Genomic DNA, 14,810 nt, shown 5'->3' on the forward strand with positions numbered 1-14,810 from the left:
GCTCACTCGCCGGGAGACACCCCAACCCATCCGACGCAGCACCCATCCGACGCACCCTCCCAGCGCGGCCCGGCGGCGAACCCGCCAGGCAGGCACCTGCCCGACGCACGCGACCCGCGCGCCTCTTCGGCTCGCCCGACTTGCTCCGCACGGCACGGCCCCGCTCCCCGATCCGGCCTGATCCGAACGGCAGACCCCAGCGCGCCGACGCGCCCGGGAAGAAGCCGCGTAGCCCAGCGGCAACCGAGCGGAGCACAGCATTCCGCCGGGCCGTTGCTCCGGTCGTCCGGTGAATCCGGGCGCTCGCCGAGGGAAACCCTTGTAAGCGGTGGAACGCGTTCCTACCATCACTGGTGTTACATCAGTTGTGTCACATCAACGCTGGGGGCCAGAAGATGACGCCGACCTCGACCGATACGACACGGAACGGCCCGCTCAGCGGGGTGCGGGTGGTCGAACTGGCCGGCATCGGCCCCGGTCCCTTCGCCGCCATGCACCTCGCCGATCTCGGCGCCGACGTCGTACGCGTCGACAGGCCCGGCGGCTCCGGGCTCGCGATCGACCCGGCGTACGACCTCACCAATCGCAACAAGCGCTCCGTACTCCTCGACATCAAGACCGGGGACGGACCGGCCCGTGTGCTCGACCTCGTCGAGCGCGCCGACATCCTCATCGAGGGATACCGCCCCGGCGTCGCCGAACGGCTCGGCGTGGGACCGCAGGAGTGCCTCGCCCGCAATCCGCGACTGGTGTACGGGCGCATGACCGGCTGGGGCCAGGACGGCCCGCTCGCCCAGCGCGCCGGACACGACATCGCGTACATCGCCGTCACAGGCGCCCTCGGCATGATCGGTGCGTCCGGTGAGCCCCCGACAGTCCCCGCCAACCTCCTCGGGGACTACGCGGGAGGCTCGCTCTATCTCGTCATCGGCGTCCTCGCGGCCCTCCAGCACGCCCGCGCCGAAGGCGGCACGGGCCAGGTCGTCGACGCGGCCATCGTGGACGGCACGGCCCATCTCACCACCATGATCCACGCGATGATGGCCGCGGGCGGCTGGCGGGACGAGCGCGGGACCAATCTCCTCGACGGCGGCTGCCCCTTCTACGGCTGCTACGAGACCGCCGACGGCCGGTACATGGCGGTGGGCGCGCTGGAGACTCGGTTCTACGACGAGTTCATCCGGCTGCTGGGCATCGCGGACGAGGTGCCCGCCCGTAAGGACTTCGACCGCTGGGAGGAACTCCGGGCCGCCGTCGCCGCCCGGTTCAAGACCCGTACCCGCGAGGAGTGGACAGCCGTCTTCGAAGGCTCGGACGCCTGTGTGGCCCCGGTGCTCTCACTCGGCGAAGCGCCCGCGCACCCGCATCTCGCGGCCCGCGCCACCTTCGTCGACAACGGCGGGATCACCCAGCCCGGACCCGCGCCCCGCTTCTCCGCCACACCGGGATCCATCCGCACGGGACCGGCCGTGCCGGGCGCCGACACGGCCGACGTGGCACGAGACTGGGATGTGCCCTCACTCGCCACGAGCTGACCCCCACACCCTCTTCACCCCTCGAAAGGCCGTCGCCTTGAGCACCGAAGCGTATGTCTACGACGCGATCCGCACCCCGCGCGGACGCGGCAAGCCCAATGGCGCCCTGCACGGCACCAAGCCGATCGATCTCGTCGTCGGCCTCATCCACGAGATCTGCGGCCGCTTCCCCGGACTCGACCCGGCCGCGGTCGACGACATCGTGCTCGGCGTCGTGGGGCCCGTCGGCGATCAGGGCTCCGACATCGCCCGTATCGCCGCCATCGCGGCGGGACTGCCCGACACCGTCGCCGGAGTACAGGAGAACCGCTTCTGCGCCTCGGGCCTCGAAGCCGTCAACATGGCGGCCATGAAGGTCCGTTCGGGGTGGGAGGACCTGGTGCTCGCCGGCGGCGTCGAGTCGATGTCACGGGTGCCGATGGCCTCCGACGGCGGCGCCTGGTTCGCCGATCCGATGACCAACTTCTCCGTCGGCTTCGTCCCCCAGGGCATCGGCGCCGACCTCATCGCCACCATCGAGGGCTTCTCCCGCCGCGATGTGGACGAGTACGCCGCCCTCTCCCAGGAGCGGGCCGCCGCCGCGTGGAAGGACGGACGCTTCGACCGGTCCGTCGTCCCCGTGCGCGACCGCAACGGCCTCGTCGTGCTCGACCACGACGAGCACCTGCGCCCCGGCACCACCGCCGACAGCCTCGCCGCCCTCAAGCCCTCCTTCGCGGGCATCGGCGACCTCGGCGGCTTCGACGCCGTGGCGCTCCAGAAGTACCACTGGGTCGAGCGGATCGACCATGTCCACCACGCGGGCAACTCCTCCGGCATCGTCGACGGCGCGGCGCTCGTCGCCGTCGGCTCGAAGGAGATCGGCGAGCGGTACGGACTCACCCCGCGCGCCAGGATCGTCTCGGCGGCGGTCTCCGGCTCCGAGCCGACCATCATGCTCACCGGCCCCGCGCCCGCCACCCGCAAGGCGCTCGCACGTGCCGGACTGACGATCGACGACATCGATCTCATCGAGATCAACGAGGCGTTCGCCGGCGTCGTCCTGCGCTTCGCGCGGGACATGGACCTCTCCCTGGACCGGATCAACGTCAACGGCGGGGCCATCGCCCTGGGCCATCCGCTCGGCGCGACCGGCGCGATGATCCTCGGCACCCTCATCGACGAACTGGAACGGCAGGACAAGCGGTACGGCCTCGCCACGCTCTGCGTCGGCGGCGGGATGGGCGTCGCGACGGTGATCGAACGCGTACAGCCGTCGCCCGAAGGCGCCTAGCCGTGTCCCCGAAGTCCCCTCCGCCCCCACGACCCGCCGGGAGAACCGCACCATGACCGAGAGCACCGCCATCCGCTGGGAACAGGACCGAACCGGTGTCGTCACCCTGGTCCTCGACGACCCCGGCCAGTCCGCGAACACCATGAACCAGGCGTTCCGCGACGCGATCACGGCCGTCGCCGAACGGGCGGAGGCCGAGAAGGACTCCATCCGGGGGATCATCGTCACCTCCGCCAAGAAGACGTTCTTCGCGGGCGGCGATCTCAGGGACATGATCCTTCTCAGGCCCGAACAAGCCCAGCGGGTGTTCGACGCCGGCATGGGCGTCAAGCACGCCCTGCGCCGGATCGAGACCCTCGGCAAGCCCGTCGTCGCCGCCGTCAACGGCACCGCGCTGGGCGGCGGTTACGAGATCGCCCTCGCCTGTCACCACCGCGTCGCGCTCGACGCCCCCGACTCCAGGATCGGCCTGCCCGAGGTCACCCTCGGCCTGCTGCCCGGCGGCGGCGGTCTCACCCGTTCCGTACGCCTCCTCGGCATCGCGGACGCACTGCTGAAGGTCCTCCTGAAGGGCACCCAGTACTCCCCGGCACGCGCGCTGGAGAACGGCCTGATCCACGAAGTGGCCGCCACCCCCGACGAGATGCTCGCCAGAGCGCGCGCCTTCATCGACGCCAACCCGGAATCCCGGCAGCCGTGGGACGTCAGGGGGTACAAGATCCCCGGCGGCACGCCGTCCAGCCCGAGATTCGCCGCCGACCTCCCCGCCTTCCCGGCGAACCTGAAGAAGCAGACCGCGGGCGCGCCCTACCCCGCCCCGCGCAACATCCTCGCGGCGGCCGTGGAGGGCTCCCAGGTCGACTTCGAGACCGCGCAGACCATCGAGGCCCGCTACTTCACCGAACTGGTCACCGGACAGACCGCCAAGAACATGATCCAGGCGTTCTTCTTCGACCTCCAGGCGGTCAACTCCGGGGCCGGCCGGCCGCGTGGGATCCCCGCGCGCCCCGTCCGCAAGGTCGCCGTCCTCGGCGCCGGGATGATGGGCGCGGGCATCGCGTACTCCTGCGCCCGCGCCGGTCTCGACGTCGTCCTCAAGGACGTCTCGCAGGAGGCGGCGGACCGGGGCAAGGCGTACTCCGAGGGCCTGCTCGCCAAGGCGCTCGCCCGGGGCCGTACGACCGAGGCGAAGCGGGACGCCCTGCTCGCGCGGATCGTCCCGACCGCGGACTCCGCCGATCTCGCGGGGTGCGACGCCGTCATCGAGGCCGTGTTCGAGGACACCGCTCTCAAACACAAGGTCTTCGAGGAGATCCAGGGCGTCGTCGCACCGGACGCGCTCCTGTGCTCCAACACCTCCACCCTCCCCATCACCGTCCTCGCCGAAGGGGTCGCCCGGCCCGAGGACTTCATCGGACTGCACTTCTTCTCGCCCGTCGACAAGATGCCGCTGGTCGAGATCGTCAAGGGCGGTCGGACGGGCGACGAGGCACTGGCCCGCGCGTTCGACCTCGTCCGTCTGATCGGCAAGACGCCGATCGTCGTCAACGACTCCCGCGGCTTCTTCACCTCGCGCGTCATCGGACGGTTCATCGACGAGGGCGTGGCGATGGTCGGCGAAGGCGTCGACCCCGCCTCCGTCGAGCAGGCCGCCGCGCAGGCCGGGTACCCCGCCAAGGTGCTCTCCCTGATGGACGAGCTGACGCTCACCCTCCCGCGCAGGATCCGCGACGAGGCCCGGCGCGCGGTGGAGGAGTCCGGTGGCACCTGGGCCGTGCACCCCGCCGACGCCGTCGTCGACCGGATGGTCGACGAGTTCGGGCGTACGGGACGCGCCGGCGGAGCGGGGTTCTACGACTACGGCGACGACGGCCGGCGCACGGCCCTGTGGCCCGGACTGCGGGAGCACTTCGCCGCCGCGGACACCGATGTCCCCTTCGCCGACATGAAGGAACGGATGCTGTTCTCCGAGGCGCTCGACTCCGTGCGCTGTCTGGAGGAGAACGTGCTCACGTCCGTCGCCGACGCCAATATCGGCTCGATCATGGGCATCGGCTTCCCTGCCTGGACCGGCGGTGTGCTCCAGTACATCAACGGATACGACGGCGGTCTGCCGGGCTTCGTGGCACGAGCCCGCGAACTGGCCGCCCGCTACGGCGAGCGGTTCGAGCCGCCCGCGCTGCTGGTGGCGAAGGCGGAACGCGGCGAGGAGTTCGCCGACGCTCCCTGAGAGCGGTCCACTGCCGCCCCGTGGATCGGTGCACGGCCTCGGAGGCGGTGCACCGTGAGACGGAAGAGACCGGTCCGGGAACCGGGCGTCTTCGGACGTGACCGCGCAAGACCGTGCGCAAGACCGTGCGTATGACCGGGTGTCAGGGGCGGCGAGGGGGCCGGGTGTCCGGGTGTCCGGGCGATGCGGCGGCGCGGCGCGGTGCCGCGGCCGTCGTCGTGCGCCCGCCGGGACCGCGGGCCCGTCCTCAGCCCCCGTCCCGCGGGCCGCGTTCGGCGCCGTCCGGCTCCGACGCCCCGAACGCGGCCCGCAACTCCTCCTTCAGCGACCGCTGGAACGCCGTGACCAGCGCCTGCGCCACCAGCGGCCGCATCTGGGCGGACAGCGACCTCATCGCCGCGACCCGCTCCGGGTCCGACTCCCGCTCCCGGTACGGGTTCCACACCTCGTCGCGGAAGAGCCGGGTCAGCTCGTACGCCGCCGAACGGGTGTGTTCCACCAGCACCGTACGGGCCGCGAGGATCGTCTCGTACGAGATGGGCACGTCCAGCAGCTGTACGCCGAGCCGCAGCAGCCCGGGATCGATCAGATACGCGTCCGGCCCGCCGGACCGCCGGACCGCGCCCATCGCCCCGAGCCGGTCGACGTCGTCCTCGCCGAGGGCCCGTCCCGCCCTGCGCTCCAACTCGGCGTGCGTGGCCGCCTCCGCGGAGTCCGGAGCCCAGGAGGCCACCAGCGCCCGGTGGATCGCGAGATCGTGCGCGCTCAGATCGGCGGGCAAACGCTCCAGATACCGTTCGATCGCCGACAGCGTCATGCCCTGGTGCTGAAGCTCCTCGATCAGCGCGAGCCGGGAGAGATGATCCGGCCCGTACTGCCCTACCCGGCGCGGCCCGATCACCGGCGGCGGCAGCAGTCCCCGCGTGCCGTAGAACCGGACCGTCCGCACCGTCACCCCGGCCCTGGCGGCCAGCTCGTCCACGGTGTACGCCGTCTCCTCGGCCTCGCTCCCCATCCCTGCGCCTCGCTTCCCACCCGCCCGCGCGCCGGTCCGCTCGTGATCGCGGTACCGCGTCGCGGTGCAACAGTATTGCTGTCTCACCGGTGCTGTGAAAGGCGCGGGCCGCTGGTCGGCGCCGGTCCGTACGGTGGAGCCGTCAGGAGTCCTCGCGGTGCTGCCCACGGCTTTGGTTCCGCCGTTCCTCGAGCGTCCGGTCTCGGTAGTCGCCGGGTGTGGTGTCGTACGTGCGGCGGAAGAGACGCCTGGCCTGTGTGCCGTTGGTGAATCCGTTGTGCCGGGCGAGCGTGTCGAGGGGCGTCGAGTGCAGGCGGGGATCGGTCAGGTCGTGGCGGAGGCGTTCGAGGCGCTGGGTGCGGATCCACTCGGCGACGCTCGTTCCCTGGTCCTGGAAGATCCGGTGGAGGTAGCCGACGGAGATGTGGTGGGCGGCGGCGATGGCGGTGGGGGTGAGGGCGGGGTTGCCGAGGTGGCGCCGGATGAAGTGCCGGATCTCCGTCCGCAGCGCGTGCGGGCGTGATTCGGGCCGGGCCGCGTCGCTGCCCGCGGTGTGGCGGTCGAGGGCCGTGGTGAGGAGTTCTGTGGTCGCCTCGGCCAGGGCCTTGGCATCGGAGTGCCGGAACTGGTGGGCGCGGGTGGTCAGATCGGTGAGCCAGTGCGCGGTGACGGCGCCGATGCCGCTGTTCAGCGGGATGGCGGCGGCGGTCACCGCTGCCGTGGTCCTGGGCGGCAGGGACAGAAGCCGACGCGGGAGGTAGACGATGACGGAGGACAGCGCGCCGCCGTCCGGGGAGAGGAAGCCGCTGAACGGGCGGGAGTTGTCGATGACCAGCAGGTGCCCGGCTTCCACCGGGGTCTCCTGCCGGTTCTGGGTGAACACCCCTGTTCCCCGGAGCAGCAGGACGAGCTGGAAGACCTCGGAACCGTCGGACCCCGCCTGCCGCGAGGTCCGGGTGACGTGCAGATGCGGACAGGACATGGAGGTCACATGGCAGCCGCCGAGGTCCAGGATCCGCAGCGTGGCCAGGAAGTCGTCCGCCCGCTCACTGCGCAGGACGTTGCGCCCGTGCCAGCGGGACGCCGTGCTCTCGTACAGCTCGAACCGCTCCGCCGCGGGCACGTCTTCCGTGCTGAACTCCGTCACCACAACCATGCGTACACCCCTCCGGGACCGGCTGACCGACGAGACCCCGGAGCGGTTGACGGACCGCGCCGACGCCTCGGGGACGACCTTGCCGGACGAGGACGGTCCGCGACAGAGACCACCAAGCCTGTCCTGAACGGGCCGGATCACGGCCCTGCCCCGGACCCGGCCACAGCGCAACGCCACCCGCGCACGGGCCCGCAGTACGCGGCAACGCGGATGGCGTCCACCCCGACCGTGTACTGAACGGCTGTGCGCGTGCACGCATCGGCAAGGTCCGTACCGGCCCGGCACCCCACAATGAGGCGCGACCACGCTCTTGATCCGAAAGGTACGGGTTCCGGCCGCTGGGGGGAGCGATCCGGTGGGGGACACGCGGCATCTGCCCAGGGCGGCACCGGACCCGGAACCAGGCCGAAACTCGCGGCCCGGACCCGCGGGTTCTTCCGCGGCTGCTTCGACAGCCCGTACGTTCGACGCGTCCCGGGCCGTCACGTCCCGGGCGAGAAACCTATGAGCCTCGCATCAACAGGCATGGCATCGACAGGCATGGGAGAGGTGTTGGATTGGCACACCTGGTGACTGATTTCAGTCCAGACGCACAGCACTCCGGAGAACGGCGCGCCCAGTTCGAGGAGATCGTCGGGCAGTGGCATGTACCCAACCGTTTTCGAAGCCGTGAGGAAGGCGCATTCCGGGCATCGGTGAAAGCCTTGAGGCTCGGCGAGGTTCAGATCTCCACACTGACGCATCCGCGCCTGGCCTTTTCGCGCACGGCGACGCTGATACGCCAGGAGGACCCGGAGGTCTTTCACGCCCTGTTGACGCGGAGAGGGGAGGGCAGAATCAGCGTGGGCAAGCACGACGCGAACCTCGGTGTGGGGCATCTGGTGCTTGTGGACAGCTCCACTCCCTACAGCGGGAGCCTCGACCATCCAGCGGGCGACCTGGTATCCGTGGTCGTTCAGGTCCCCCGCACCATGCTCTTCGTGCCGCCCAAGGCCCTCAGACGGGTTCAGGCCACGCCCATACCCCTGAGCCGTGGTCTGGCAGGCGTCTTCTCCGGTTGGCTGACAGACATCACAGGACGCGCGCACGAATTGACCCCCGCCGACGTCCCCGCTCTCTCCGATGTCACCACGAGCATTCTCGCGTCGGTGCTCGGCAACGCCACGGAGGCGGAGACAGGGCTGTCCCCGGAGGTTCGCAGGCGAACACTCCGAGAGCAGATCCGTCAGTTCATCCGCCGCGACCTCGCCAACCCCTCACTCACGCCGGACTACATCGCGGCCGTCCATCAGGTGTCGCGTCGCTCCCTCTACACCCTCTTCGAGGAGGACGGCCAGACCGTATCCGCCTGGATCCGGCATGAACGGCTTGAGCGGTGCCGGCGCGATCTCGCCGACCCGCGGCTTGCGGAGCGATCGATCCACGCCATCGCCGCGCGCTGGGGCCTCCCGAACAAGGCGCACTTCAGCCGGGTGTTCCGGTCCGTGTACGGGGAGCCTCCGCGCGCCTACCGCCGACGGGCAGCGCAGCACGGGCTGCTGACGACCGCCGCGCACGCGGAGACGACGACAGGCCCACGACCGGGGGACGAGGCGGGGAGCCCACCCGGCTGACCCGCCTCGCCCCTGACCCCGCAGGACGCGGCCGCCGCCGGACGGCCGACCGCCGGGGACGGGTGTGCGAGTCACATCCGAGCAGCCGCGGTTTTCGGACGGCAGACACTCGGCGTCCGCTTTCCGCGGCGGTAGGATCGGCCCCACTCCGCCGTCGCGGACGGGCTCTTCTCCCCAACGGACAGTTCAGACACGGCAAAGGCAGGTCGAGGTTATGAACGGCGGCATCTTTCCCTTTGATCTCGGTCCGCTCAATCCGACCGCCTGGGGCCTCGTCGTGGGAGTGGTGTCCTTCGCCCTGGTCTATCTGGTGCTCTCCCAGCGGCTGCTGCCCCGTGCCTCCCGCGTGATCGCGGAGCGGGAGCGGATGACCCAGGGTGTCACGGAGCAGGCCGAAGAGGTGCGCACGGAGGCGGAGGAGGTCCGCGCCCGGCGGGAGGCCATCCTCGCCGAGGCGCGCCACGAAGCCGCGCGCACCCGCCAGGCGGCGACCGAGAAGGGCATGGAGCTGATCACGGCCGCCCGCGCCGAGGGCATGCGGGAGCGCGAGCGGATCCTCGCCGACGGCGCCGCCGCCATCGAGGCCGAGCGGATCGTGGCCGAGGCGGCGCTGCGCTCGGACGTGGACGCCTGGGCGCGCGCACTCGCCGAGCGCGTCGTCGGCGAACCCCTCCCCGCCCCGCAGGACGCCCCCCGCCGCAACGACTGACGTCCGCTCACCGGGAACCCCGCCGACGGCCACCCGCCGACCGGAGCGCCGACCGGAGCGCCGCGCGGGTCGCCGTCGGAGCGGGCGCGGCCTTCCCGTACCCGTCGGGGGCCGGCCCCCGCCCGAGACAACCCCACCCATACGCCCCACGCGTCGCAGTGATGCCCTGATCGCCCTCTGTTGCAAAGGAGTTGACAGGAGTACCTTCCGCCCATGTCGATACGTACGCGGGGTACCCGCTTGACGTACAGATCGCTCATGGCGGCGGCGACTGCCGCCCTGATGACCATGACCCTCTCCCCGACGGGCGCGCACAGCGCCCCGGCTCTGGAGAGCAGACCCGTCTACTCGTACGAGAACGCGATCCGTGAATCCGTATGGGTGGACACCCGACTCGACGCCGACGGCGACGGAAGGAAGGACCGGGTCGCCGTCGATATCGTCCGGCCCCGGGAGACCGCCCGCAGCGGGCGGAAGATCCCGGTGATCATGGACGCCAGCCCGTACTACTCCTGCTGCGGGCGGGGCAACGAGAGCCAGCGCAAGACGTACGACGCGAACGGGAACCCCGTTCAGTTCCCGCTCTACTACGACAACTACTTCGTCCCGCGCGGCTACGCCTTCGTCGCCGTCGACCTCGCCGGGACCAACCGCTCCGACGGCTGCGTCGACGTCGGCGGACGCTCCGACATCCAGTCCGCCAAGGCCGTCGTCGACTGGCTGAACGGACGGGCCCACGGCTACACCACCCGTACCGGCTCCGAACGCGCGGGCGCCGCGTGGACCAACGGCAGAACCGGAATGATCGGCAAGAGCTACGACGGCACGATCGCCAACGGTGTCGCCGCCACCGGGGTCGAGGGCCTGGAGACCATCGTCCCGATCGGCGCCATCTCCTCCTGGTACGACTACTACTTCGCCAAAGGCGCGCCCCTCTACGACTCCGGACCGGAGTGGCTCTCCAACTACGTCGAGAGCCCCGACGCCCGCACCCGCTGCCAGGCCGTCCAACAACGCCTGATCGACGGGGCCCCGCGCTCCGGAGACCTCACCCGCCTGTGGAGCGAACGGGACTATCTGCCCGACGCCGACAAGGTCGAGGCCAGCGTCTTCGCCGTCCACGGCATGCAGGACCTCAACGTCCGCAGCAAGCACTTCGGCCAGTGGTGGGACGCCCTCGCCGACGAGGGCGTGGAGCGCAAAGTGTGGCTCTCCCAGGTCGGCCATGTCGACCCGTTCGACTTCCGGCGCGCCGAGTGGGTGAAGACCCTCCACCGGTGGTTCGACCACTACCTCCTCGGATACGACAACGGGATCGAACGCGAACCCATGGCCGACATCGAGCGCGCCCCCGACCAGTGGTCCACCGACCGCGTCTGGCCGCCGCGCGCCACCGACGCCACCGTGCTGCGGCCCGGCAAGGGCGCCGAACCCGGCGTCGGCACACTCTCGCTGAAGCGCGCCCGCCCCGGTGCGACCGAGACCTTCACCGACGACCGCACCCAGGACGAGACCGACTGGGCAGCGGCGATCGACCGGACGACCCCGGCCAAGACCGGCTTCGTCACCGAGCCGCTCGCCCGCGGACTGCGGCTCTCCGGCTCGTCCAAGGTGACGATCACCGCCACCCCGACCACCCGCAGCGCGCATCTCTCCGCCGTCCTCGTCGACCTCGGCCCCGACACCATCCGCGACTACGGGGCGTCGGGCGAAGGCATCACCACCCTGCCCGAGCGCACCTGCTGGGGCGCGTCCGCACCCGGCGACAGCGCCTGCTTCAAGGAGACCAGGGCGCGGACGAAGGCCGTCGACTACACCGTCTTCAGCAGGGGCTGGGCCGACCTCGGCAACCACGCCTCCGATGCCGAGGGCCGCCCGCTGACCCCCGGCAGGCCGTACACGATCACCCTCGATCTGCACGCGAGCGACCATGTGGTCCCTGCCGGCCACCGGCTCGCCCTGATCGTCGCCGGCACGGACAGGGACCTCATCGACCCGCCCGCCGACACCCCCTCGCTCACCCTCGATCTGGCCAGAACCTCCGCCGAACTGCCGGTCGTCGGCGGCGTCCCCGCCTTCGAACGCGCCACGGCGGGCACCGCGGCAACGCCCGCGCGACGGGAGGCCCCGCTGCTCGACGGAGTGAGCGAACCGCGCCCCATCCGACCGATACCGGGAGGCGACAGCCGATGACGACCCGAATCCGCACCCTCCTCCTCGGCGCGGCGGCGGCCACCCTCGCCGTCCCCCTGGTCACCCTTCCCGCCGAGGCGTCCCACGGTGTGCCGCGCACCGGCTTCGAGATCAGCGACGGCGCGCGCTGGACCGGCCAGCCCGAGGAGCAGACCTTCCTCGCCGCCGTCGACCGGGGCAGCGACCGGGTCTCGGTCGGCCGGGTCGGTACGACGAAGCAGGGGCGTCCGCTCCAGCTCGTACGCATCGGAAACCGGCACGCGGACAGCACCGTTCTGCTGATCTGCTCCCAGCACGGCGACGAGCCGTCCGGCCGGGAAGCCTGTCTCTCCACGATCCGCGACCTCGGATACGCCAAGGACCGCGAGACGCGCCGGCTGCTCTCCCGTACCCGGATCCTCGTGGTGCCCACCGCCAACCCGGACGGAAGGGCGGCAGACACGCGCGGCAACTCCGACCGGGTGGACATCAACCGCGACCACATCGCGCTCAAGACGGCCGAAGGCCGGGCGATGGCCGCGGTCATCCGGGACGAACGCCCGGACGTCGTGTACGACCTGCACGAGTACAGCGCCACACCCCGGTACTACGACAAGGATCTGTTCGACCTCTGGCCGCGCAACCTCAACACCGACGCCGGGGTCCACCGTGAGTCGAAGACCCTCTCGGAGAGTTATGTCCGCCCGGCCGCGCACGAGGAGGGATACACCGCCGGCACCTACGGGATCTGGACCGACCCCGTCACCGGCGAGCCCGTCAGGCAAGTGGCGGGCGACGGCCAGGAACGCATCCTGCGCAACGCCTCGGGCGTCAAGAACGCGCTCGGACTCCTCATCGAGAGCCGGGTCGACCCCCTCACCCAGGAGGAGAAGGCGGACGAGTCGGTGAACAACCGGCGTCGCGTCGACAGTCAACTCGCCGCGCTGGACGGGCTGCTGTCCTTCGCGGACGAACGCCGCGGCCGGATCGGTGCGGCGACGAAGGCGGCGCGGCTCGCGGGATTCCAGGACCGTGGCCCGGTCTATCTCGGCGGTGCGGACAACGACCCCGCGACCCCCGAGGAGACACTCGCCGACCCGCCGTGCGGCTACCGCCTCAGCGCCGACCAGTTCGCCGACGTGGGGGACGAACTGGCGCTGCACGGGGTCGGGTCGAAGCGCGACGGCGACGGAGCGTTCGTCCCCCTGCGCCAGTCCCAGCGGGAACTGATCCCCCTGCTGCTGGACGCACGGGCGACGTACCACCTCACAACGGGACAGCCCGTCACAGCCTGTTGAGCCCGGCGACACGGGCCGCCTGTGGTAGGGGGTAACGGGGACAGAAGTGATCTGTCTCGTATACCCCCTCGAAAGGTGCCATTCGTGTCGCACGGACAGCAGCCGGACGACCGGGGGGCCGGGCCTGTGACGGCCGGTCTCCCCGGTCCTCTCCACGGGCACGAGCCCCCCACGACCGACCGGGTGGTCTTCGGGGTCACCGCCGTCCTCACCGTCGCGTTCGTCATCTGGGGCTCTCTCGCCACCGAAGCGCTCCAGGACATCAGCGGCTCCCTGCTGACCGGGCTGATCCACAACGCCGGGTGGGCCTTCGTCCTGGCGGCCTCCGGTTTCGTGGTCTTCGCGCTCTGGCTCGCCATCAGCCGTTATGGGAGGATCCCGCTCGGCGACGAGGGCGAGACCCCCGAGTTCCGCACGGTCTCATGGGTCGCGATGATGTTCAGCGCCGGTATGGGCATCGGCCTGATGTTCTACGGGGTGAGCGAACCGCTCGCCCACTACGTCTCCCCGCCCCCCGGCACCCACCCCGCCGACTCGGCGGAGGCCATGCAGACCGCCATGGCCACCACGCTCTTCCACTGGACGCTCCACCCCTGGGGCATCTACGCGGTCGTCGGGCTCGCCATCGCGTACAGCACCTTCCGCCGACGGCGACGGCAGACCATCAGCGCCGTGTTCGAACCACTGATCGGGAAGAAGCGGTGCCAGGGCGGCATCGGCCGGTTCATCGACATTCTGGCGATCTTCGCCACCCTCTTCGGATCCGCCGCCTCCCTCGGCCTCGGGGCCCTGCAGATCGGCAGCGGCTTCACCGAACTGGGCTGGCTGGACGAGGTCGGCACCGGACTGCTCGTCACCGTCATCGCCGTGCTGACCGCCGCGTTCGTCCTCTCCGCGGTCTCCGGCGTCGAGAAGGGCATCCAGTGGCTGTCCAACACCAATATGGTGCTGGCGCTGCTGCTGGCCCTCTTCGTCTTCATCGCGGGACCGACCGTCATCGTCCTCGATCTGCTGCCCACCTCCATCGCCTCGTACTTCGGCGATCTGCCCCAGCTCGCCGGGCGCACCGAGGCGACGGGCGGGAAGAACCTCCCCGACTGGCTGGGCAGCTGGACGGTCTTCTACTGGGCCTGGTGGATCTCATGGACGCCGTTCGTCGGCATGTTCATCGCCAGGATCAGCCGTGGACGGACGATCCGTCAGTTCGTCGGCGGGGTCATCCTGGTGCCGAGCACCGTCAGCCTCGTCTGGTTCGCCGTCTTCGGCGGCACGGCGATGAAGCTCCGGGAACGCGGCCGGCTCGGCGACGAGTCCACCCCGGAGGCCCAGCTCTTCGCGCTGCTCCAGCAGTACCCGATCGCCACGGCGATGAGCGTGCTCGTGATGATCCTCGTCGGCATCTTCTTCGTCTCCGGCGCCGACGCGGCATCCTTGGTCATGGGCACACTGTCCCAGCACGGCGCCTTCGAACCGGCCCGGCTCGTCGTCGTCTTCTGGGGTGCGGTGACCGGCGCGGTCGCCGCGATCATGCTCCTCATCGGCAACGGCCAGGGCGACGCCCTCGCGGGCCTTCAGAACCTGACGATCCTGGTGGCCGCGCCCTTCGTGATCGTGATGGTGGGCATGTGCGTCGCCCTGATGCGCGATCTCCGCCGTGATCCGCTGATCGTCCGGGGCGAACAGTGCGCGGAGGTCGTCGAGTCCGCCGTCATCGCGGGGCAGGAGCGGTACGACGGCGACTTCGAGATCCGCATCGGACCGGGCACGGCGGACGCGGGCGACGCGGGCGACGCGGGGGAGGCGCGGTGA

General features: G+C 70.8%; 10 protein-coding genes. 8 read left to right on the forward strand and 2 right to left on the reverse strand.

The window, feature by feature from the left end; genetic code table 11:
* Nucleotides 1-395 precede the first annotated feature (395 nt).
* The 3 genes from ACWEFL_RS32240 to ACWEFL_RS32250 are packed head-to-tail and all read left to right on the forward strand — an operon-like array spanning nucleotide 396 to nucleotide 5,038.
* On the forward strand, nucleotides 396-1,535 hold the full coding sequence (locus tag ACWEFL_RS32240; protein WP_451719570.1) for a CaiB/BaiF CoA transferase family protein: 1,140 nt from the start codon (nucleotides 396-398) through the stop codon (nucleotides 1,533-1,535).
* Nucleotides 1,536-1,572: 37 nt separating this feature from the next.
* The gene (locus tag ACWEFL_RS32245) at nucleotides 1,573-2,808 is read left to right on the forward strand and encodes an acetyl-CoA C-acetyltransferase (RefSeq protein ID WP_451719573.1); all 1,236 of its coding nucleotides are present in this window, start codon (nucleotides 1,573-1,575) and stop codon (nucleotides 2,806-2,808) included.
* A 52-nt stretch (nucleotides 2,809-2,860) separates the two neighbouring features.
* Complete coding sequence (locus ACWEFL_RS32250; protein ID WP_451719576.1) at nucleotides 2,861-5,038, forward strand: 3-hydroxyacyl-CoA dehydrogenase NAD-binding domain-containing protein; 2,178 nt, start codon at nucleotides 2,861-2,863, stop codon at nucleotides 5,036-5,038.
* 247 nt (nucleotides 5,039-5,285) lie between these two features.
* On the opposite strand, the gene ACWEFL_RS32255 is transcribed toward ACWEFL_RS32250, so the two are convergent.
* Both ACWEFL_RS32255 and ACWEFL_RS32260 read right to left on the reverse strand, forming a co-directional pair.
* Nucleotides 5,286-6,053, reverse strand: coding sequence for a MerR family transcriptional regulator (locus tag ACWEFL_RS32255; protein WP_451719579.1), 768 nt, complete (start codon nucleotides 6,051-6,053; stop codon nucleotides 5,286-5,288).
* 142 nt (nucleotides 6,054-6,195) lie between these two features.
* Nucleotides 6,196-7,209, reverse strand: coding sequence for an AraC-like ligand-binding domain-containing protein (locus tag ACWEFL_RS32260; protein ID WP_451719581.1), 1,014 nt, complete (start codon nucleotides 7,207-7,209; stop codon nucleotides 6,196-6,198).
* Nucleotides 7,210-7,778: 569 nt separating this feature from the next.
* Here ACWEFL_RS32260 and ACWEFL_RS32265 point away from each other — a divergent pair.
* From ACWEFL_RS32265 to ACWEFL_RS32285, 5 genes are all read left to right on the forward strand, one after another.
* A complete protein-coding gene (locus ACWEFL_RS32265; RefSeq protein WP_451719583.1) occupies nucleotides 7,779-8,822 on the forward strand; it encodes an AraC-like ligand-binding domain-containing protein in 1,044 nt (347 codons plus the stop codon).
* A gap of 214 nt (nucleotides 8,823-9,036) precedes the next feature.
* Nucleotides 9,037-9,531: a F0F1 ATP synthase subunit B family protein gene (locus ACWEFL_RS32270; protein WP_451719585.1), complete on the forward strand. Its 495-nt coding sequence runs from the start codon at nucleotides 9,037-9,039 to the stop codon at nucleotides 9,529-9,531.
* Nucleotides 9,532-9,744: 213 nt separating this feature from the next.
* Nucleotides 9,745-11,724: a Xaa-Pro dipeptidyl-peptidase gene (locus tag ACWEFL_RS32275; RefSeq protein WP_451719587.1), complete on the forward strand. Its 1,980-nt coding sequence runs from the start codon at nucleotides 9,745-9,747 to the stop codon at nucleotides 11,722-11,724.
* On the forward strand, nucleotides 11,721-13,001 hold the full coding sequence (locus tag ACWEFL_RS32280; RefSeq protein WP_451719590.1) for a M14 family metallopeptidase: 1,281 nt from the start codon (nucleotides 11,721-11,723) through the stop codon (nucleotides 12,999-13,001). The genes ACWEFL_RS32275 and ACWEFL_RS32280 overlap by 4 nt, the downstream gene beginning before the upstream one ends.
* An 84-nt stretch (nucleotides 13,002-13,085) precedes the next feature.
* Complete coding sequence (locus ACWEFL_RS32285; RefSeq protein WP_451719592.1) at nucleotides 13,086-14,810, forward strand: BCCT family transporter; 1,725 nt, start codon at nucleotides 13,086-13,088, stop codon at nucleotides 14,808-14,810.

Source organism: Streptomyces sp. NPDC004838, from assembly GCF_053600955.1.